General features: G+C 42.1%; 16 protein-coding genes and 2 pseudogenes. 10 read left to right on the top strand and 8 right to left on the bottom strand.

Annotated elements, in window-relative coordinates; all coding sequences use genetic code 11:
* Window positions 1-51 precede the first annotated feature (51 nt).
* The gene (locus HC246_RS27050) at window positions 52-222 is read right to left on the bottom strand and encodes a (2Fe-2S)-binding protein (RefSeq protein WP_169365636.1); all 171 of its coding nucleotides are present in this window, start codon (window positions 220-222) and stop codon (window positions 52-54) included.
* Window positions 223-521: 299 nt separating this feature from the next.
* Between HC246_RS27050 and bfr (HC246_RS21440) the strand changes: the two genes are divergently transcribed.
* The 5 genes from bfr (HC246_RS21440) to HC246_RS21420 all read left to right on the top strand — a co-directional run bounded on the left by bfr (HC246_RS21440) (window position 522) and on the right by HC246_RS21420 (window position 3,256).
* On the top strand, window positions 522-986 hold the full coding sequence (gene bfr / locus HC246_RS21440; RefSeq protein WP_169365464.1) for a bacterioferritin: 465 nt from the start codon (window positions 522-524) through the stop codon (window positions 984-986).
* Between the two features lie 71 nt (window positions 987-1,057).
* Entirely contained in the window at window positions 1,058-1,525 is a 468-nt protein-coding gene (gene bfr, locus HC246_RS21435) for a bacterioferritin (protein ID WP_169365463.1), read from the top strand.
* 202 nt (window positions 1,526-1,727) lie between these two features.
* Window positions 1,728-2,060 (top strand): type II toxin-antitoxin system RelE/ParE family toxin, encoded by a 333-nt coding sequence (locus HC246_RS21430; protein ID WP_169365462.1) that lies wholly within the window; start codon window positions 1,728-1,730, stop codon window positions 2,058-2,060.
* A 13-nt stretch (window positions 2,061-2,073) separates the two neighbouring features.
* On the top strand, window positions 2,074-2,388 hold the full coding sequence (locus HC246_RS21425) for a helix-turn-helix domain-containing protein (RefSeq protein ID WP_169365461.1): 315 nt from the start codon (window positions 2,074-2,076) through the stop codon (window positions 2,386-2,388).
* 109 nt (window positions 2,389-2,497) lie between these two features.
* Window positions 2,498-3,256 carry a DEAD/DEAH box helicase family protein gene (locus HC246_RS21420; protein WP_169365460.1) on the top strand — a complete coding sequence of 253 codons (759 nt, stop codon included), beginning with the start codon at window positions 2,498-2,500 and terminating at the stop codon, window positions 3,254-3,256.
* Window positions 3,257-3,277: 21 nt separating this feature from the next.
* Here HC246_RS21420 and HC246_RS21415 read toward each other — a convergent pair.
* Window positions 3,278-3,859 (bottom strand): annotated as a pseudogene (locus HC246_RS21415) (IS630 family transposase); the annotation flags it as partial.
* Window positions 3,860-3,879: 20 nt separating this feature from the next.
* On the bottom strand, window positions 3,880-4,317 hold the full coding sequence (locus tag HC246_RS21410; protein WP_211167898.1) for a helix-turn-helix domain-containing protein: 438 nt from the start codon (window positions 4,315-4,317) through the stop codon (window positions 3,880-3,882).
* Here HC246_RS21410 and HC246_RS21405 point away from each other — a divergent pair.
* Entirely contained in the window at window positions 4,299-6,404 is a 2,106-nt protein-coding gene (locus HC246_RS21405) for a tetratricopeptide repeat protein (protein ID WP_169365459.1), read from the top strand. The genes HC246_RS21410 and HC246_RS21405 overlap by 19 nt on opposite strands.
* A 46-nt stretch (window positions 6,405-6,450) precedes the next feature.
* On the opposite strand, the gene HC246_RS21400 is transcribed toward HC246_RS21405, so the two are convergent.
* The 3 genes from HC246_RS21400 to HC246_RS21390 all read right to left on the bottom strand — a co-directional run bounded on the left by HC246_RS21400 (window position 6,451) and on the right by HC246_RS21390 (window position 11,381).
* On the bottom strand, window positions 6,451-7,014 hold the full coding sequence (locus tag HC246_RS21400; RefSeq protein WP_169365458.1) for a Uma2 family endonuclease: 564 nt from the start codon (window positions 7,012-7,014) through the stop codon (window positions 6,451-6,453).
* Between the two features lie 25 nt (window positions 7,015-7,039).
* Window positions 7,040-9,646 carry a DNA polymerase III subunit alpha gene (locus HC246_RS21395; protein ID WP_169365457.1) on the bottom strand — a complete coding sequence of 869 codons (2,607 nt, stop codon included), beginning with the start codon at window positions 9,644-9,646 and terminating at the stop codon, window positions 7,040-7,042.
* A 160-nt stretch (window positions 9,647-9,806) separates the two neighbouring features.
* Window positions 9,807-11,381, bottom strand: a complete 1,575-nt coding sequence (locus HC246_RS21390; protein ID WP_169365456.1) for a DEAD/DEAH box helicase — start codon at window positions 11,379-11,381, stop codon at window positions 9,807-9,809.
* Between the two features lie 175 nt (window positions 11,382-11,556).
* Between HC246_RS21390 and HC246_RS21385 the strand changes: the two genes are divergently transcribed.
* From HC246_RS21385 to HC246_RS21375, 3 genes and pseudogenes are all read left to right on the top strand, one after another.
* Window positions 11,557-11,760, top strand: coding sequence for a hypothetical protein (locus HC246_RS21385; protein WP_169365455.1), 204 nt, complete (start codon window positions 11,557-11,559; stop codon window positions 11,758-11,760).
* A 7-nt stretch (window positions 11,761-11,767) separates the two neighbouring features.
* Window positions 11,768-12,022, top strand: coding sequence for a PIN domain-containing protein (locus HC246_RS21380; RefSeq protein WP_211167897.1), 255 nt, complete (start codon window positions 11,768-11,770; stop codon window positions 12,020-12,022).
* A 97-nt stretch (window positions 12,023-12,119) separates the two neighbouring features.
* Window positions 12,120-13,316 (top strand): annotated as a pseudogene (locus HC246_RS21375) (hypothetical protein); the annotation flags it as partial.
* A gap of 54 nt (window positions 13,317-13,370) precedes the next feature.
* Here the strand turns inward: HC246_RS21375 and HC246_RS21370 are convergent.
* Entirely contained in the window at window positions 13,371-14,513 is a 1,143-nt protein-coding gene (locus HC246_RS21370; RefSeq protein WP_225903043.1) for a transposase, read from the bottom strand.
* Window positions 14,514-15,060: 547 nt separating this feature from the next.
* Window positions 15,061-16,065: a hypothetical protein gene (locus HC246_RS21365; protein WP_169365454.1), complete on the bottom strand. Its 1,005-nt coding sequence runs from the start codon at window positions 16,063-16,065 to the stop codon at window positions 15,061-15,063.
* A gap of 458 nt (window positions 16,066-16,523) precedes the next feature.
* Between HC246_RS21365 and carB the strand changes: the two genes are divergently transcribed.
* Complete coding sequence (gene carB, locus HC246_RS21360; RefSeq protein WP_169365453.1) at window positions 16,524-19,775, top strand: carbamoyl-phosphate synthase large subunit; 3,252 nt, start codon at window positions 16,524-16,526, stop codon at window positions 19,773-19,775.
* Window positions 19,776-19,815 lie beyond the last annotated feature (40 nt).

Here is a 19,815-nt window from a genome sequence, read left to right as displayed (position 1 = left end):
CTTGTAAATTTTTTTGAGTTTTTAGAGGCTCTTTCGTTGCCCAATTAGGGACTAAGGCTTATTAGCGCATTGGTGCAAAACTTGATTGGCATGTTCTGTGCAACAGCCACATTGTGTACCCAGCATGGTTAATTCCGATAATCTGGAAATGGACGAAGCTCCTTTTCCGACTGCTTTTTTAATATCTTTTTCAGTCACTGCATGGCAAACACAAATATACATATTCTCTAATTCCTTAGCAAGGTTAAAAAATTTAATTTTATTGCAAGTAATTCTCATTATTCTTTATAGTGATAAATTAGTCAAGTAGGATACGACGCTTTAAACCCTAGGGTATATATGCTGATTATCTCGGCTTAAACACTGAGATCATCTACTTCTTGAGATTGAAAAACGCTATATTGCAGGTTGATTACTTACAAATTTGGGATTTTCCATTTGCAAGTAATCTCTATAATGGCTATTACTATTGCAAGGGACTATAAACAAGCTGATCTTATTTAGGATAGAGATAGGTAGCAATGCAAGGAAACATCGATGTCAAACGTCAGCTCAACGAGGCACTCAAAGCTCAACTGACAGCAATTAACCAATATTTTCTCCATGCGCGGATGTGCAAAAATTGGGGATTAAATCAGCTTAACGATCGCGAATATCGTTACTCCATTAAGGCAATGAAGCAGGCTGATGAATTAATTGAGCGAGTTCTCTTTTTAGAAGGCTTGCCAAATTTGCAAAGTTTAGGAAAGCTGCTAATCGGCGAGGATGTTCCTGAAGTATTGCAGAATGACTTGACTCTCTGCATTGAAATTCGTGATGGACTAAAAGCCTCGGTAATCACCTGTGAGACTCAGCAAGATTTTGTCAGCCGTGATTTGTTTGCGAAGTTGCTAGAGGAGACGGAGGAGCAAATCGATTGGTTAGAATCACAAATTTGGCTGATTGATAACACTGGCTTGCCCAACTTCTTGCAGTCGATGATCTAGCCTATTGGCAAATTGATGGCAGATGTCATCGATTCTTGAACTATTAATTAAAAAATCAATTGAGGAAAATTATGAAAGGTAGTGAGAAAGTCTTGCAACAATTATCGAAGTTGTTGCGTGGTGAATTAGCAGCGCGAGATCAATACTTTACTCACTCACGCATGTATCTCGATTGGGGACTCAATAAACTGTATGAACGCATCAATCATGAGATGCAGGATGAAACCCAACATGCGACTTTATTGATTGAGCGAATTCTCTTTCTTGGTGGTACGCCCGATCTGTCGCAACAAGATGCTATTAAGATTGGGAAAACTGTGCCTGAGATGTTGCAGAATGATTTGGACTTTGAATATAGTGTGATTGGTGATCTCAAAGAAGCGATCGCTGTCTGTGAGAGCGAACAGGATTATCAAAGTCGCAAGATTTTGTTGGATATTCTCACGGATACTGAGGAAGATCATGCCTATTGGTTAGAAAAACAACTCAAGTTAATTGACCAACTCGGCTTACCCAATTATCTTCAATCACAAATGTAATTACAGCGCAACGCACTGAATTAAAAAACAGAGAAATTTTTGAAAGCGCGGTTTAGCCGCGCTTTCAAATTTAAGAACAGGCTATAAATTGCTAGGTTGAATGCGTGATGGGTTGGGTTAAGGGGGTGTTTGGTGGTAAGTCGTATTGTTACTTAGATTAAAGCTAACCCATGCTAATATATCAAATGTGATATAAAGAAATATGGGAAAGCAAAGTAAACCTTTAGTTTGGCTGCATGGAGAAGTTAAAACTCCACCTTTCAGTCAAGAAATACGGGTAGAAACAGGCATTCTACTCAGGCAATTGCAGCAAGGAGTGTCTATTGGATTACCTCATTCTCGTCCTATGCCAAGTATTGGAGAAGGCTGTCATGAGTTACGCATTCGAGATGCTGATAAGAATTGGAGAATCATTTATCGAATTGATGATGATGCAATTCTAATTGTAGAGGTTTTTAACAAATCAACGAGAGCGACTCCCAAGAGTGTGATTGAAGTTTGCAAGAAACGCCTTAGTAAATACGATACTGACTAGCAGGATTAATGCGATGGATTTAGATAAAAGAGAACGTTTGGAGTCGAAAGGCTGGAAGGTTGGATCTGTTTCAGATTTTTTGGAGTTAACGCCTGAAGAGTCTGTTTTGGTAGAGATTAAGTTAGCTCTTAGTCAAAGCTTGAAGGAGCGCCGACAAAAGCTGATGACTCAAAGTGAACTTGCGTCTAAGATGAGTTCTAGTCAGCCTCGGATCGCTAAAGCTGAAAATGGTGATGCTTCTGTTTCTATTGAGTTATTGATTAGGGCAATGTTGGCAATTGGTGCGACTCCTCAAGATATTGGACAGGTTATTGCTGGTGTTGGTTAAGCGATCGCTTGAAGAAGTTGCGGCAAGTCGAGATATGTCGATATTTAACATTCAGTTATAATCAGACAACGTTTTTTTAGATTGTTTACAGCTTAATGTCCTGAACTGAATGGCAAGTCAAAATCTCCACCTTCCTCACAAACAAGAAGAAAAGCTGATTAATGAAGTTACTGAGGCGATCGCAAAGCCAGATCGTTCGCCTGTGATGTTTAATGTCTGGGGAATTGGTGGAGTTGGTAAATCTACACTGCTCAGGAAATTTCAAGAAGGATTAAGCGATCGCATACAGGGTAAGCAGATCGACTTCGCAGCAATTACCTTTGATGACAACTACGCAACGCCATTAGATGTCATGGTTGCCCTGCATAAGGATTTACCCCCAATTCCTTTTTTGAAAAGAGATGTTTTGGCAAAAGATATTTTTAGTGAAAAATATAAGACTTACAAAGAAACTCTGGCGAATTTAAATAATGCACCAGTTAAAGGCAAGGAAAAAGTTGAAAGCGATCAGCTTGATCGTGTTAAGCAACTGACTAAGCTTTTAGCAAATGCGGGGATTTGGGTAGGCAAAACGGCTGCTTCGGGAGGTGTGGGCAATCCGATGACAGAGTTCGCTGCTTCCGTGACAACTTCGGCGGTTGGTAGTGTATTAGACCTAACTATTGATGGAGCAGCCTCGGCATTATCGCTAAAAGATAAACTGATGGATGAGTTGTTACTCAAGCATGAAGCTACCAAGGATGCAGAGGTGCGGGAGTTAATGCTTGATCCTTTGCCTAAACTTACTCAGGCTTTTGTCGAGAGTTTGGTAAACCATGCTCATAAAACGCCTGTGGTGCTTGTGCTAGACACCTACAGCAAATTCTGATCAAACCCGCCACAAAAGAAGCTACCTAAAAGGCTCAAAGCAGATGCCACAATGATGGAACCAATTAAGAGCATCTTCATCAGTAATAGTCTGAATAGACGAAGTAATTGCCGCATCAAGAGCCTCGATTGTACGAGCTTTAGCTGAACGAATAATTTCCTTTAACTTTGACCAACATAACTCAATCGGTGATAAGTCTGGAGAATAAGGAGGGAGAAACTTGACCTTAGCCCCAACAGATTCAATTAAGATTTTCGCAATTTCTGCGTAATGTACTGGCAAATTGTCCATAGCAACAATTGCTCCAACCCATAATTGAGGCAATAATATTTTTTCAATAAAAACTAAGAAGCTTGCAGTGTTTAAACTCCCTACAAAAGTCATTGCTGCTATCAACCCAGTATCACTCATTGCGCCAATTAAAGTAATGTTCTTACCTTTGTTGCTTGGACGGTCGTCATATACTCTTGCTCCCCCTTCACATCTGCCATAGAACCTTGTCATCGCCAGATTTAGTCCTGTCTCATCAATGAATACAAGGTTTTTTACATCTATTGTATCGAGCCAACTCCGAAACTCATAGCGCAATTTTTGGACTCTCTCTGTGGCTTGTTCACTGGCTACTAAAGTTTTTTTTTACGCCCTAAATCCAATCGCTTGAGAGTACGACTTAAACTCGATACACTCACCTTAATTTCTTTGGTTTCTTGGAGTTTTTCTTTTATCTCTCGCAGATATATATCATTTTGTTCTCTAACAATTGCTTTCACTAATTCTTCATTCTTGCCTTTAATTTTGGATCGTCGATCTCCTCCTTGCGGTTTTGCTGCGATTTCATCTGTTTCTCGATACCGACGCAATAAATCTCGCACAAAAGATAAACTTACTTTAAATCGTTTTGCCAAATCTCTCTGCGTATTTTCTTTGTTTTGCCATGCACTTAATATCTTTTCCCGTAAATAAGCGCGAATATGCTGCCATATTTTATTTCTATTTCGTGATGCTTCTAGATTACTCTTCCTGTGGCGGGTTTGATCGGAATTTGCTGTATGAAAAGGCATCGGTCGATTTTGATACTTGGCTCAGACAGATATTTCTCAAAAATAAATCTCTTAAGAATAGCCAGCTTAGGGTAGTGACGGCGGGGCGATATCAACTACTAAAAAAAGAAGGCTGGAGTGATTTGATCACTGGGGAGCGATTGGTGCAGGAATTGCCGTTGAGGGAGTTTGAGAAGGATAAGGTCAAGAACTACCTAGAAAAAATTGGGATTACGGATAGGCGGGAGATTGATAAATTTTATAAAAGAACTAATGGTTTGCCTTTCCATTTGCATCTCATCGCGCAACAAAAGGAGCAGGGTATTGCCATTGATAGTGATGAGGCGATTGAAAAGCGCTTACTGGGGAAGCTAACCGAAATCCAGCAAAAACTGATCAAGTATGCGTCTTGTTGTCGATGGTTTGATCGATCAGCGATCACGAGTTTAGCTAATTGGCAGGGGCTAGACTTTGCGAAGGGTGTCGATCCTAATCTTAATTGTTTTGATTGGCTAAAAGATCGCGACTTTGTGGAATTTACAGGAAGCAATGGGCGCTATCGTTTAGGTGATGTGGCACGGGATATCATTCACTTTTCTTTAGAGCCTAATGAGCGTAAAGAAATTCACGCGCACTTACAGCAATATTTTGAGGATCTGGCTGACCAAGAAGTACCACCTGAGCTTTGGGATGGGGAAAAGTACGAGAGTTCTGTTTGGTGTGCATATACTGCCGAGGCGATGTATCACGCATTTTTTAATTTGCGGCGCGATGGTTGGCAAGTTTATTTCCTAAAACATTTTTTTGCTTCACGTTATTTCAACCAATTTGAAGTTATGGACACACCTGCATTTGCGGCGCTTGCTTCGGATGCAGAATTTGATGACAATCATCTCCTACCGCAGGAGAACAAAAAGTTTTTGGAGAGCGTAAAACTGTTATTGCCTGTAGGCTGGTTGTTAGTCAATTCCCCACCACACACTGAGGTTGAAATTGATGAAGTTAGTTTGCCAAAAGCTTTATTAGAAAGAATTGAAAATGCGATCAAGAAATCCTTAGAAAAGGTTGATGCTTTGCCTGATGGACTCTCAAAATTTATTGCCTTGATTTGCAAGTGTTTACGCGCTCATCGAACTAGAGTATTTGACATTGCCAAACAAGCAGAAGCACAAGTTAATCTCTTTGAACCAAAAATTGAAGCAATTTATCGCAGTCAACTTTTTCTAGAAGTTGGCAATTTGTTTAATTCTTTAGAGCAATATGAAGAAGCAATCACCGATTTTGATAAAGCAATTGAGCTAAATCCCAACTATGTTAAAGCTTGGTTTAATCGAGGTATTGCAAAAGGTAATCTAAAAAGGCATAAAGAAGCGATTGCTGATTTTGACAAAGTAATTGAGCTAAATCCTAACCATGTCAAAGGGTGGGTTAATCGAGGTACAGCAAAGGGAAATCTACAAAGGTATGAAGAATCGATCTCTGATTATGACAAAGCGATTCAGATAAATCCCAACTATGCTGAAGCTTGGTCGTTTCAAGGTGGGATGAAAGAAAATCTACAAAGGTATGAAGAAGCTATCGCTGATTATGACAAAGCAATTGAGCTAAATCCTAACTATGCTGAAGCTTGGTCGTTTCGAGGTGATGCAAAAGAAAATCTACAAAGGTATGAAGAAGCTATCGCTGATCATGATAAAGCAATTGAGCTAAATCCTAACTTTGCTCAAGCTTGGTCTAAGAGAGGAATTGCTTTAACTAGACTTGGAAAATATGACCAAGCCCTTGAACATTTCAATCATGCTATGTATCTAGACCCCAATGAAATACAGTTTCAAATCAATCGAGGAGTCTTGTTTGCTTGGATGGGCAGATATCAGGAAGCAGTTAGAGAATGCGAACAAGTATTACAACAAAATCCTTATGATGTTGATGCTTTATATGGAATGTCTTGCTGCTATGCCTTACAGCGCAACATTGATGAGTCTCTCAAATATCTTGCTCTAGCAATCAATCAACAACCTGAAGAAACAAAAAATCGAGCCAAAAAAGATCCTGAATTTGATGGCATTAGAGAGCATCTGGTTATTTATGCGATCGCGCAACTCTAAAAAGTCTTAGCGATCTTCAAATCTAACCCATGTAGCTCTAATGCGATCATCTGTCTGCCATAACCTGATTCATGGACAAACTTAGCTTAGGAAAAATATTAGAAATAACTTGGTCATTCTCTCGGTAAACCTTCTCAATATAAGTTCCATTTACTAAACTAAGTACAGAAAAAGTACCTAAGAGAAAATCGACAATCCAATATTCAGGAATACCAAATTGAGCATATTCTTCGCGCTTTTCTACAGTATCCACAGTACGACAAGTTGGACTAACAATCTCAATTACCAATAGGCAAGGCTCATACAACATATCAGGCTGATTACCTAATCCTCGTTTCTGCTCTAGAGTCATCACCAATACATCAGGTCGGCGTGTGCGTTTACCATTAAATATTTCAGTGCTGTTAACACGTACACAGTAAGGTAATTGATATTGCTGAACCAATGACTGCAAAAAAAACGCCAAGAACATCATCACATCGTTATGTAAAACCGTTGCTGGAGTCACTTCAATTAGTTCTCCATCATTAAAGTCATAACGCTTGTCAGTGCCGTCATCATAGGTCAAATATTCTTCAAAGGTGATTTTTCTAGTAGTGGTAACAGTCATCAGTTTGCAACCTCTCTGACTATATTTAGTCTTGATCGTTATTGTAACAAAGCAAATCTAATCCTTTCTCAAAAATCTCATCGATCGCTAGCATCTCACCGTCAGTGGTCATAAATTTATGATCCTTAGTAGCTTTAATGCGATCGCCATTTTCTAACTCATACTCAAAGACCTCTTGATTGCCGCGATCGTGCCATTGAGCAATGGGTTGTGTATAGACAAATCCATTCTCATCAATACTGTAAACCTGACATTCGATTTGATGCTCCACGATTTTACCGATCGGCATTAAGCCATATTCCACAGTTCGCACTAAAGTATCGTAGCTAAGACAATACTCGGCAAAGAGAACCATCTGATCAAAGAGATCGTTAGAAATTTCTTTTCTAATTCCATTTTTCGCGCAACCATCAAGGAAAATAGAACGCTGTTTTTCCATTTCTTCAGGTTTCTTTTTACCCATCGCCCGCCGCAATAAGTCCGCAGCACCAAGAGAATAGCCCGCCAATTCCTGAGCCATCTTCATGATCTGCTCTTGGTAACAGAGAACTCCGTAAGTGTTGTTCAGTATAGGTTCTAGGGTATGGTGCTGATACTCGATCGCTTCTCGTCCATGCTTACGATTAATGAACTTCGGAATTAGCCCTGCATCTAAAGGTCCGGGACGATAGAGCGCTAGAATTGAAGAAATATCTTCAATATTGGAAGGTTTGAGATCCTTTACGATCTGCTTCATGCCTGACGATTCTAATTGGAAGACACCTTCGAGATCGCCTTTTTCTAAGAGCTTATAGGTTTTTTGATTTGCCTCCGTAGACATATCAGGGGCGATCGCATCGATATGAAATTGCGGATCTTGATTGTCGCGAATTAGCTTACTCGTATGCTCAATCGTGGTTAAGTTCCGTAATCCTAAGAAGTCCATTTTTAATAGACCTAAAGATTCCAAATCTTCCATTGTGTATTGCGTGACTACCTGTCCTTCATTGCTTCGCTGCAAGGGTACAACTTCATCTAATGGAAAAGGCGAAATCACCACCCCTGCCGCATGAACGCCCGAACTTTTGTTCACGCCTTCGATCCGCATCGCCATGTCTAGCCATTCAAAGACTTTGGCATCTTGCTTATAGCGATCGCGAAATTCTGGTGCTGGCGACTCCTCCGAAATCATCACCTTTAACTTCGCAGGTTTGCCACGCGACACAGGAATCATCTTCGCCATCTTGTCGGCTTCGCTGTAGGACACATCTAGCACTCGTCCAACATCCTTAAGCACAGCTTTAGAAGTTAAGCGGTTAAAGGTAACAATCTGCGCGACCCTTTCCTGTCCATAGCGCTGAGTCACATAATCAATCAATTCGCCACGGTGATCGATACAGAAGTCCGTATCAATATCAGGCATCGACTTCCGTTCAGGATTGAGAAATCTCTCAAAGAGAAGTCCATGATGGATCGGGTCAATATTCGTAATTCCTAAGGAATATGCAACGAGAGAACCCGCCGCACTACCACGCCCCGGACCTACAGGAATCTGTTTATCTCTAGCATATTTGATATAGTCCCACACCACAAGGAAGTAAGTCGCAAAGCCCATTTGCATGATAATTCCCAATTCAAAGCGTAGACGCTCTTGATAGTTTTGGGGAATTTCAGCATGGGTTTTGACATTAAATCTTTGGAGCAAGCCTTGCCATGTGACCTCTTCAAAATAGGTGTCGGCAGTATGTCCTTCAGGAATCGGATAGTCTGCGGCACGGGGATCGCGCATGAGGTCGTAGGGCTTGACCTTATTGGCGGCATGGAGAGTATTCGCGAGAGCTTCCTCAATTAACTCATCTTCCAAGTGATCGCGAAATAGCTGCTTCATCTCATCATAGGACTTGAGATATTCCATACCGCTATAGCGAAGGCGCTTCTCATCGGAAATCAGCTTTCCTGTTTGGATACAGAGCAACGCATCATGGGCTTCCACATCGGAACAGGAGGTGAAGTGAGAATCATTAGTCGCAATTACGCGAATATCTAATTCCCTTGCAATCTTGAAAATCTCCACATTCACAATCCGATCTTCAGGATAGCCATGATCTTGAATTTCTAAATAATAATCATCGCCAAAATGCTCCTTATACCAAGCTGCCACCCGTCGCGCTTCTTCGGGATCACCTTTCATAATTGCCTGTGGGACTTCTCCTGCTAAACATCCCGAAGTAAGTATCAAACCTTCTTTGTATTGCAGAAGATAATCTTTGCTGATGCAGGGACGCGCAAAGATTCCTTTCCCTTGAAAGCCTTGTAAATGGGAAATAGAAGTTAATTTGACGAGATTACGATAGCCCTGTGTATCTTTAGCGAGAACGCATTGGTGATATTTTTTGCCGTCTTTGTCTCCTTTCTTATATTGCTTAGTAATATCCCCATTGAGGACATACATTTCATTGCCAATAATTGGCTTAATTCCCTTAGATTTGCAGGTTTTGATGAGTTCGATCGCCCCATACATCACACCATGATCGGTCAAGGCGATCGCAGGCATCCCCAATTCCACCGCACGGCTAACTAGATCAGGAATTTGGCTTGCCCCATCAAGCAGGCTGTACTCGGTATGAACGTGTAATCCAACAAATCCAGTCATAGCGCTCTACAAATCAAATCTAAGTAGCTAGATTAGCACGATCTTAAGCTCGATTAGGCTATGCAAAACATGACAAACTTCTACTAAGTAGTTCAACATAATTAAAAACCGAAACTAGAGTGTGGGTCGCCCGCTACGCGAGCGACCCACACTTTTAAGGTTACTGACGTTTGTATTTACGAGATACATCGATCTTTTGACGCTTAGGTGGAAACCACGATCGCCACACCCAAACCAGAATATTTTCGAGCATTTCCGCTAGCTCGATCGCTGCTTTACTGACTTTTTGCAGAGGCGATAATTGGCGGTTTGGTCGGTTTGATCGACCTGTTGAAGATACCTTTCGAGATGGACGGGTGGCAACCTTGCGGTTTGGAGCGGCTGGACGTGGCTGGGGCTGAGGCGAGTCTAATGGCGATCGCGACAGTCTATTTGCAATAGGTCTTGATTGAGTAGGTTGACGATAGGTTTGTTGAGCTAGATGAGTTTCGAGTTCAGTATGAGTGGGGATGTTGTAGAAATCGGCATCGGTTTCATAAATTTCGACACGACGCTTAGGGAAATTGGGTAAATCAATTTGTGGTTTTGCAATAACGGTAATAGGTTCTTCTGTGAAGACTTCTACAACTGGTTCTAGCTCAGGAACTTCTTCTACTAAACCCTGCAATGTCCAATTCCGTTCTGCCTTGGCTCCACCTAAACGTAAACAGTTACCTGCGTGATCGATAACTAGTGCTTTGCGTCCACCCTTGGGACGTAAGCCGCGACCGAGCATTTGCAAATGCAGAGCCACGGACTTAGTGGGGCGACAAAGCTGGATTACTTCGATTTCGGGAACATCAAAGCCTTCAGTGAACAAATTGACATTACAGAGTACGTTAGTTTCGCCAGAGCGAAAGCGTTCGAGGATCGCTTGACGCTCTTTGGGGATAGTTTCACCATCGATATGTTCGGCGGCAATGCCTGCGGTTCGGTAGCGTTCGGCGATCGCTTTGGAATGGTCTAAATTGATCGCAAATACGACACAGCGCTTTGAGTGGGCGTGACGCAAATATGCATCGACAGCACAACCAGCTACATAGCGACGATCAATGCGCTCTGCTAAGTCCGCTGAATTAAAATCACCCCCTGCAATCCGAATCCCTTCTTCTGTAGGTAAAAAGCTTTCAGGTGCAAGCACATCATAATCAGCGAGAAATCCGCGCCAAATCAATTCGGATACGGAGGGGCCAACGACCAATGCTTCGTAAAGGCGATCAAATCCTCTACCATCCAGTCGCGAAGGTGTAGCCGTAACGCCCAAAATTAAGGCTTCGGTAAAGTAACTCAAAATTTTTAAATAGCTTGGGGCAAGGGAAAGGTGCGCTTCATCAACAATCACAAGAGAAATTTCACCTAGATCTATTTCTTGCTTTGCAAGGCGTTTCACCAAGGTTTGTACGGAGGCACATTGCACAGGATGTGCTAGGTGCATGGGCTGATCGGCTTTGATGATGCCAACGGGCGATCGCAAAGTTTTTTCTAAAGTATTTTTTGCTTGCCAGAGGAGTTCTTCACGATGAACTAATAGGAGAACACGCTGATGGCGATCGTAAAAATGTTTGGCGAGTTCGCTAAAAGTGCGGGTTTTGCCTGAGCCTGTGGGCATGGCTAGCAAGATAGCCCGTTTGCCCATGCGCCAAGTTTCATAAATCTCGTCGATGACCCGTTTTTGATAGTCTCTTAGTTCGGACATCCCACGCCTCAAAAAAATCCCTAGTATTATGCCAGAAGTTTCTTAAAACGCATCAAGTAAATCAAAACATGAAATATATAGGATTTACTAGCTATTATTTAGATTCTTTGGCTATGCGATTGATAATTACCTGAGAGATTGAGTGTAAAATCAAGTTATTAAAGAGGTAATTGCTATGAGTCAATATGTTTTACTTCGCATTCAGTCTCTTCAAGAAGAGCTTGAAAGTTTAAAAAAGATTGTTAGACATCAATTGTTACGAAATCCTCGTAAACCAACGAATATTAAGGGCTTATGGAAAGATTTGGAGATAACTGATGATGATTTTGCTGATGCTAAAAAAGCTGTTTTTAAGGATGTTACTAATTGGAATGATTAAAAATTAGATGGATACTTATTTGGTTGACACTCATGCTCTAGCTTGGTTTATTGCCGCAGATAAACGATTATCACCTTTGGCTGAGCAGATTCTTAATCAGGCGCAAGAGGGTGAGGTTCAAATTCTAATTCCAACTTTAGTTTTGGCTGAACTTACGCATATTACTGAAAAGGGGAAAGTAAAAGTCTCGGTTGAGGAGATTTTACAACAAATTAATCGAGGGGATGGATTTACGGTAGTGGCTCAGCAATTCTCATTATGAACGAAGGCTAGTCAAACCGTTGATATAGGGATATTGTAAATAACATGATGATTGATTTAGGGGAAGAGCTTTGAAAGCACAAGGCTCATTCGACAGAATTGTAGAAATTTTCCGACAACAACTAGAATCATTGCCAGACAAGCGGACAGGCAAAAATAGTCGCTATGGCATGGAAGATGCAGCCATGAGTGCATTCAGTGTATTTTTCACTCAAAGTCCATCATTCTTGTCTTACCAGCGGACAATGGAGCAGACAAAAGGGCGAAGCAACGCCCAAAGTTTATTTGGGGTGCATAAAATACCAACGGATAACCATATCCGAGACTTGCTAGACCCAGTGCAACCTAAAGAAATGTTTCCAGTGTTCGAGACAATCTTGGAGACGATAGAGCAAAAGGGGAAACTGCAAGGATTTCGAGGATTCGCCAACAATCTATTAATGGCGCTAGATGGGACAGAGTACTTTAGTTCAAAACAAATACACTGTCACCATTGTTCGAGTAGGAAAATGAAATCAGGAGAAATTCATTATTTTCATAGCGTAGTTACGCCAGTTATCGTCAGTCCACATCAATCGCAAGTGATTCCCCTAGTACCAGAATTTATTGTGCCGCAGGATGGAAATGACAAGCAAGACTGTGAGAATACAGCCGCCAAAAGATGGTTGTTACAACATGGCAGTAAGTACAGTGCATTCAAGGTAACTGTTTTGGGTGATGACCTTTATTCTCGCCAACCCCTCTGCCAAATGCTATTAGAGCAACAGTTCAACTTCATCTTAGTCTGCCGCCCCGAATCTCACCCCACTATCTATGAGCATATAGAAGGGATTGCTTTGCCAACGGTGGTTGTCAATAAGTGGACAGGGAAAGTTCAAGAGACCTATACCTACCAATATGTCAATGGGCTACCTATCAAAGATGGTGACGATGCTTTGCTGGTTAACTGGTGTGAACTAACTGTGACTAGACCTGATGGCAAGGTAGTTTACAAAAACTCTTTTGCCACCAATCACCTGATTACTGAGCAAACAGTGGTGGAAATCGTGCTGGCTGGTCGTACTCGTTGGAAAGTGGAAAATGAGAATAACAATACTCTCAAAACTAAGGGCTACAACCTAGAACACAACTTTGGACATGGCAAGGAGCATCTTGCTTCATTCCTAGCCACCCTCAATATTTTGTCCCTACTATTTCACACGTTATTGGAATTGGTCGATGACAAGTACCAGTTATTGCGCTCTCATTTGCCAACCCGCAAAACCTTTTTTAACGATTTACGCGCCTTGACTCGATATCTTGTTTTTGATAGTTGGGATCACTCAGATCTTGCACCATTCCTGAATATTCTAAATGGGAATAGGTTTAAGAACAATTTCAAAGCCATGACGAGCAGCAATATCGGCATTAATTCGGATGTATCGGAGAAGCTTCAACCAAAGGACAGAAGGGAATAAAACTGAAAGAGTTAAATCAGATGTAGCTTTCCAATCCAAGATAGGAGGACTCGACCATTGATCAATCCAATGAGCCAAAAGATAAGCAAGGAGAGAGAGGATAAGCCAACGGTAAACACCAAGTTTTGTCGATTGTCCAAAACAATGCAAACCAAAACGATGTTTGATGGTTTTGAAGAAACCCTCAATTGCCCAACGCTTACGCCCCAATATAACCAGATAAGCACCAGAATAAGGATGAGAAGAGACAACAAAGCGTAACTCACGTTTATTATCGGCTCTTTTGAGCCAGAACCAAGAGATGCTCAAAGGCGTAGTTAGCCCTTCGAGCATCTCTTGTTGTCCACGTTTGCCATGGCGATAAAGTTGTTTGACAGTACGTCCATCTTGAAGTTTACGATTGTTGCGTACACCGACAACAATGCGCCAAGACTTGACTCGGACAGAGTTGAAAAACTTGATGGTACTAAACTCAGTATCAGCAAGGACAATCACAGTTCTGTTTTGGGTTAGTTGCTTCGGGACTGTCCCCAATAATTTACAGGCTAAGTCAGAGGGACTGGGGTATCCTTTACCTCGCCATACTCTAAAACTCCACGGTACGCGCCACTCTCCATAGACCAGATACAGTACAACCAAATGTAGTCCTCGCTTGCCGTTGAGTATTCTCACCCATGGGTCAGGTTCGTCTTTAGGGGGATTACTCAAATGTAAAAACTTGCCGCTTTTTTCTAGGGTGGTCAAGTCTATCAGTATCTTTAATGGCACTTGTTTCGATGGACGATACTTGGCGATTTGTCCCAAAACTGCCTGCCTTGTTTCTCGAATCAACCCTTTCGTTGACCAGTTATAGTGATTGAGAAATCGACTTAACGAACTGGCTGATTTTATCTGTGTATGTTCTGGATATGGATGCCCTTGTGCTTCGAGGAATAGTCCCAATATTGCATTCAGACTTGCTTTTTGATACACACTTGGCATCAGACAAATTAGGCTATACACTAGCCCTTGGGCGTACTTAACGATGCTTTCCATAATCGTTATTGAATTTTCTACTACGCCCTTTTTTTCACATCTCTACTTTTTTTGCAACCTTTTTTTAGATTGGTGCAAGATCTCAGATCATCTTTTGACTTTTATGATTCAAGGTTTGGAGTTAGATCTCCCTCCCAACAGTAGTTAATTTTTCATAATGAGAATTGCTGGTAGTGGCTTTTGATTTTCCTGTTTTTCAAGCAATGCTTTCCTTACCGAAAGAGTGGGATATTCATGATCGCGTTATTGCAGCAACGGCTAGTTATTATCAAACAACACTGATTACAAGAGATGAGATGTTGAGGGAGTCATCTAAAATCAAAACTCTATGGGATTGAAAAGGTTACTTTATCTAGCATTCTCACTGACCAGAAATTGTGTGCAATATTGTAGAAAATCGAACCTCTGAAAATCAGACTAATGTTGACCATCATGTACTACAGATAAAATTGAATACTCACTAGACAACCTCCTAGACAGCCTCTGTCGTTTAGACAGGAATTTTTAGGCTGGTATTCCTAGTGTCAAAAAATTCACGAACTGTATATTAGTATGGAGGAATTCTAGTTCCGTAGCTATAGTCAAATGGATGTTCATCTGCAAAAAACAAAGGAAGACCTTCAGATACATTCTGATAAGCAGCACGAACGTCATTATAGATGTCTGACTTATTTGCTTCAATAATTCCAATCCATGCTGGAGTATAGTAGCGAGCAAGCGAAGATGCAATGTAAACTACTATTACATCCATCAATAATTCTGTGAGTTTCCAGACCATTCCTTCGTTAGTGCCAATTAGCCATTCTTTGACATCAGGATAATCATCTAAATACTTATCCTTATTAAAGTTACATAGTTTATCTAGTGAAACTTTCTCTGTAAACAAAGGTTTTGGGTTGTCCAGCAAAATATATGGATCATCCATCGCTTCATGGTGAAATCTAAATTGGCTAAACAATGTTGTCCAGCCTGATACTGTGAGAGCATCAACATAGAATGGAAAATCACCTGCCGATCCAATTTGGACTCTACATTTATTTCTTGCCCAATTTTTATTAAAGTCCCAACCTTCTGAATCGTTAGTTATAGATAGACCATGTCCTCGACTACCGATTAACCGACGACGAACAATGTTTAAGCAGATAAAGTCAAGAAAATACATTGATCCGTAGTAATAGAGAATTGGTTTGATTTCCTCTGTAACTACATTAGCTTGCTCAAAAAAATAGCGAGATTTTTTCAGTTGTGCTGAGGTTTCTATAGCAGCTTTATTAATTTGTTCTTCTGTTTCAATAGCTTCAAGATAATCTTGTGATCTTCCTCTACCTTCTCCAAGCAATAGAGTTGTCTTTGTAGGAATAAATTCTGCATATGGAGATATCTCAACCCCGATAACGTCCTTGTGAATAGCATGAGTTAGTGCACGCCTTACAAATGCAGAGCTTTCACATCGGGAATAGTTTGATATGGGAGAAAGAGCGCGACATATAGCATTTACTCCTACTCCTGAAGCTAAAAATTTCGTTGTTATTGTCGATAAATTTCGAGGCATGGAAAATTTTACTCGATTTAATTAAGTCAGATTATAAAATTTAGCAGTCACTGTAATGACCTAGCATAATTTCAGGTACAAAGTTTAGTTGCATTATTGCTCATTTAGAATAGGCTACTTTTTATAAGCAAAAAAGCTTGAATATCTAGCTTGAATATCTACAAACATAATATCTAGATAATTGCGAAGAGTTTCATCTATACTCCAACCTTGATCAACTTGATCAAACAGTATCGATAATTAATTCAACAGCGAGATGGTTACTTAAGTTTGCCGTCATTATTCTGATTTTTTTATCTGAGTGGATCATTAGACTAGACATAACAACCAATTTAAAATCCTCCCAAAATTCCTTCACCTGTTCAGTAGCGCACCAATTAGCATCATGCGCTACATCATGAATGATCGCCATGAGGCTATAAAATGTATTGCGAGTTACCTAAGAAATACAAGATTATATGCCCCGCCGTAATGACATTCAGAAAATTTTGCTGATTGGCGCTGGTCCGATCGTGATCGGGCAAGCCTGCGAATTTGACTATTCGGGAACCCAAGCCTGTAAGGTTCTACGGGACGAGGGCTATTACGTGATCCTAGTTAACTCCAATCCCGCTACGATCATGACCGATCCCGCCACAGCCGATCGCACCTACATTGAGCCAATTACCCCCGAAGTTGTCGCTCAAATTATTGAAAAAGAAAGACCTGATGCACTACTTCCAACGATGGGTGGACAGACAGCGCTAAATACTGCCGTAGCCCTTGCGAAGAATGGTGTTTTAGAAAAGTATGGCGTTGAACTAATTGGCGCAAAACTAGACGCGATCGAGATGGCAGAGGATCGCAAACTGTTTAAAGAGGCGATGGAACGGATCGGCGTTGCCATGTGTCCATCTGGCTTGGGGACGACTATGGAAGAATCCCGTGCGATCGCCCAAGAAATTGGTACTTATCCCTTGATCATTCGTCCTGCCTTCACAATGGGCGGTACAGGCGGCGGGATCGCTTACAACCAAGAGGAGTTTGAAGAAATTTGTGCCTCTGGTCTCGAAGCGAGTCCTGTGTCGCAAATCTTGATCGAGCGATCGCTAATTGGCTGGAAAGAGTACGAGCTAGAGGTGATGCGCGATCTCGCCGATAACGTGGTGATCATTTGCAGTATCGAAAATATTGACCCGATGGGTATCCATACGGGCGACTCGATTACGGTTGCACCTGCTCAAACCTTGACGGACAAAGAATATCAGCGTTTGCGGGACTATGCAATTAAAATCATTCGTGAAATCGGCGTAGAAACTGGCGGATCGAATATTCAGTTCTCGATCAATCCTGAAAATGGCGAAGTGGTGGTCATCGAGATGAATCCCCGCGTCTCCCGCAGTTCCGCCCTTGCCTCCAAAGCGACAGGATTCCCGATCGCTAAATTTGCCGCGAAACTTGCCGTAGGCTACACCCTTGATGAAATCTCTAACGACATCACCAAGAAAACCCCCGCCAGTTTCGAGCCAACTATTGATTATGTCGTTACCAAGATTCCTCGCTTTGCCTTCGAGAAATTTCCCGGTTCTGAGCCAGTTCTCACCACCCAAATGAAGTCCGTCGGTGAAGCGATGGCAATTGGTCGTACCTTCCAAGAGTCATTCCAAAAGGCATTGCGATCGCTAGAAGTTGGTCGCTTTGGTTTTGGGGGCGATCGCGAAGAGACTCTGCCCGATCTCGACAAAATCAAATATAGTCTGCGGACTCCTAACCCCGATCGCATTTTCTCAATTCGTGATGGATTCCTGTCAGGGCTATCAGTTCAAGCCATTTTTGAGTTAACCAATATCGATCCTTGGTTCCTCCAAAAAATGCGTGAGATTACTGACGTGGAACTCTCGATCAAGGGTCGGAAGCTCGAAAGTATTCTCAAGGATGAGATGCTGGAAACTAAACGACTAGGATTCAGCGATCGCCAAATCGCCTATCTCACAGGTACAAATGAAGATGCAGTGCGCTCCTATCGCAAATCCCTTGGCGTAATTCCTTCTTACAAAACCGTTGATACCTGCGCCGCCGAGTTTGAAGCGCTCACTCCCTACCACTACTCCACCTACGAAGAAGAATCGGAAATCATGCCTTCGACTAAGCGCAAGGTAATGATTCTCGGTGGGGGACCTAATCGCATTGGACAGGGGATTGAATTTGACTATTGCTGCTGTCATGCCAGCTATGCGTTACGTGCCGCAGGCTTTGAAACAATCATGGTTAACTCTAACCCTGAAACTGTTTCCACCGATTACGACACTAGCGATCGCCTCTATTTCGAGCCATTAACTCGTGAAGATGTGCTGAACATAATCGAAGCTGAAAATCCTGAAGGTGTGATCATTCAGTTTGGTGGACAAACGCCTCTGAAGCTGTCAGTGCCGCTTCTACGCTATTTGGAAGAGAATAATTCCACAACTAAGATTTGGGGAACTTCTCCCGATTCCATTGATACTGCCGAAGATCGGGAACGCTTCGAGGCAATCTGTCAAAAGTTGGGCATCCTACAGCCTAATAATGGCTTAGCCCGTTCCGAAGAGGAAGCGATCGCTGTCGCCCAGCGTGTCAGTTATCCCGTCGTCGTTCGTCCTAGCTATGTTTTGGGTGGTCGCGGCATGGAGGTCGTTTACTCCGATGCTGAACTCGAAGACTATATGCGTCGCGCCATTATCATCGAGCCTGAACATCCTGTACTGATTGATCAATTCCTTGAAGGTGCAGTTGAGGTGGATGTGGATGCGATCGCCGATCAATTAGGTAATGTCACCATCGGCGGCATCATGGAACATATTGAGGAGGCAGGAATTCACTCAGGTGACTCCGCTTGTTCCATCCCCACATTCTCTTTACCGCCCGAGGTTCTCAAGACGATCCGTGAATGGACAATTAGCCTCGCTAAAGCTCTAAACGTAATTGGCTTGATGAATATTCAATATGCAGTGCAGTTGAATAATAGCAATCCCAAGGCAAGCAAAGTCTTTATTCTTGAAGCTAATCCTCGCGCTTCACGCACCGTTCCCTATGTTAGCAAAGCAATTAACGTTCCCCTCGTGAACTATGCTTCGCGGATTATGTCTGGCGCAACTCTCGCCGAGTTGGGTTTAACAGAAGAGGTAATTCCGAAGCATATCTCGATTAAGGAAGCGGTGCTACCCTTTGCCAAGTTTGCAGGAACCGATACGATTTTGGGACCTGAAATGCGATCGACGGGCGAAGTTATGGGTATCGACACTGAGTTTGGTCGAGCCTTTGCGAAAGCGCAAATTGCCGCAGGAACACATTTGCCACTAGAGGGAACTGTATTTCTCTCAGTCAACGATCGCGATAAAAGCGGCATTCCTGCCGTTGCTGAAGCCTTTGTTGAGCTTGGGTTTAAAATTGTGGCAACCGAAGGAACCTATAAAATCCTCCGTCGCAACAATATCGAATCCAAACAGGTTCTCAAAGTCCATGAAGGTCGTCCCCACATTGGCGACTCGATGAAAAATGGTCAAATTCAATTGATCGTTAATTCACCAAGTGGCGAGGAGGCAAAAACCGACGGTAAGATGATTCGGCGGACAGCTCTAGCTTATAAAATCCCTGTGATTACCACCCTTGCAGGGGCAAAAGCGGCGATCGCTGCCATTCGCTCGCTCCAATCTGGAGCTATTTCTGTAACTGCCCTACAGGATTATGCTTAAACAAGTTAATGGTTTATGGAAGCGCAACCCTTCGGGGTTG

Origin of the sequence: Pseudanabaena yagii GIHE-NHR1, from assembly GCF_012863495.1 — a bacterium.
Taxonomy (GTDB): domain Bacteria; phylum Cyanobacteriota; class Cyanobacteriia; order Pseudanabaenales; family Pseudanabaenaceae; genus Pseudanabaena; species Pseudanabaena yagii.
Note: the sequence above shows the minus strand (reverse complement) of the source record. Positions and strands in the feature narration are given on the sequence as shown.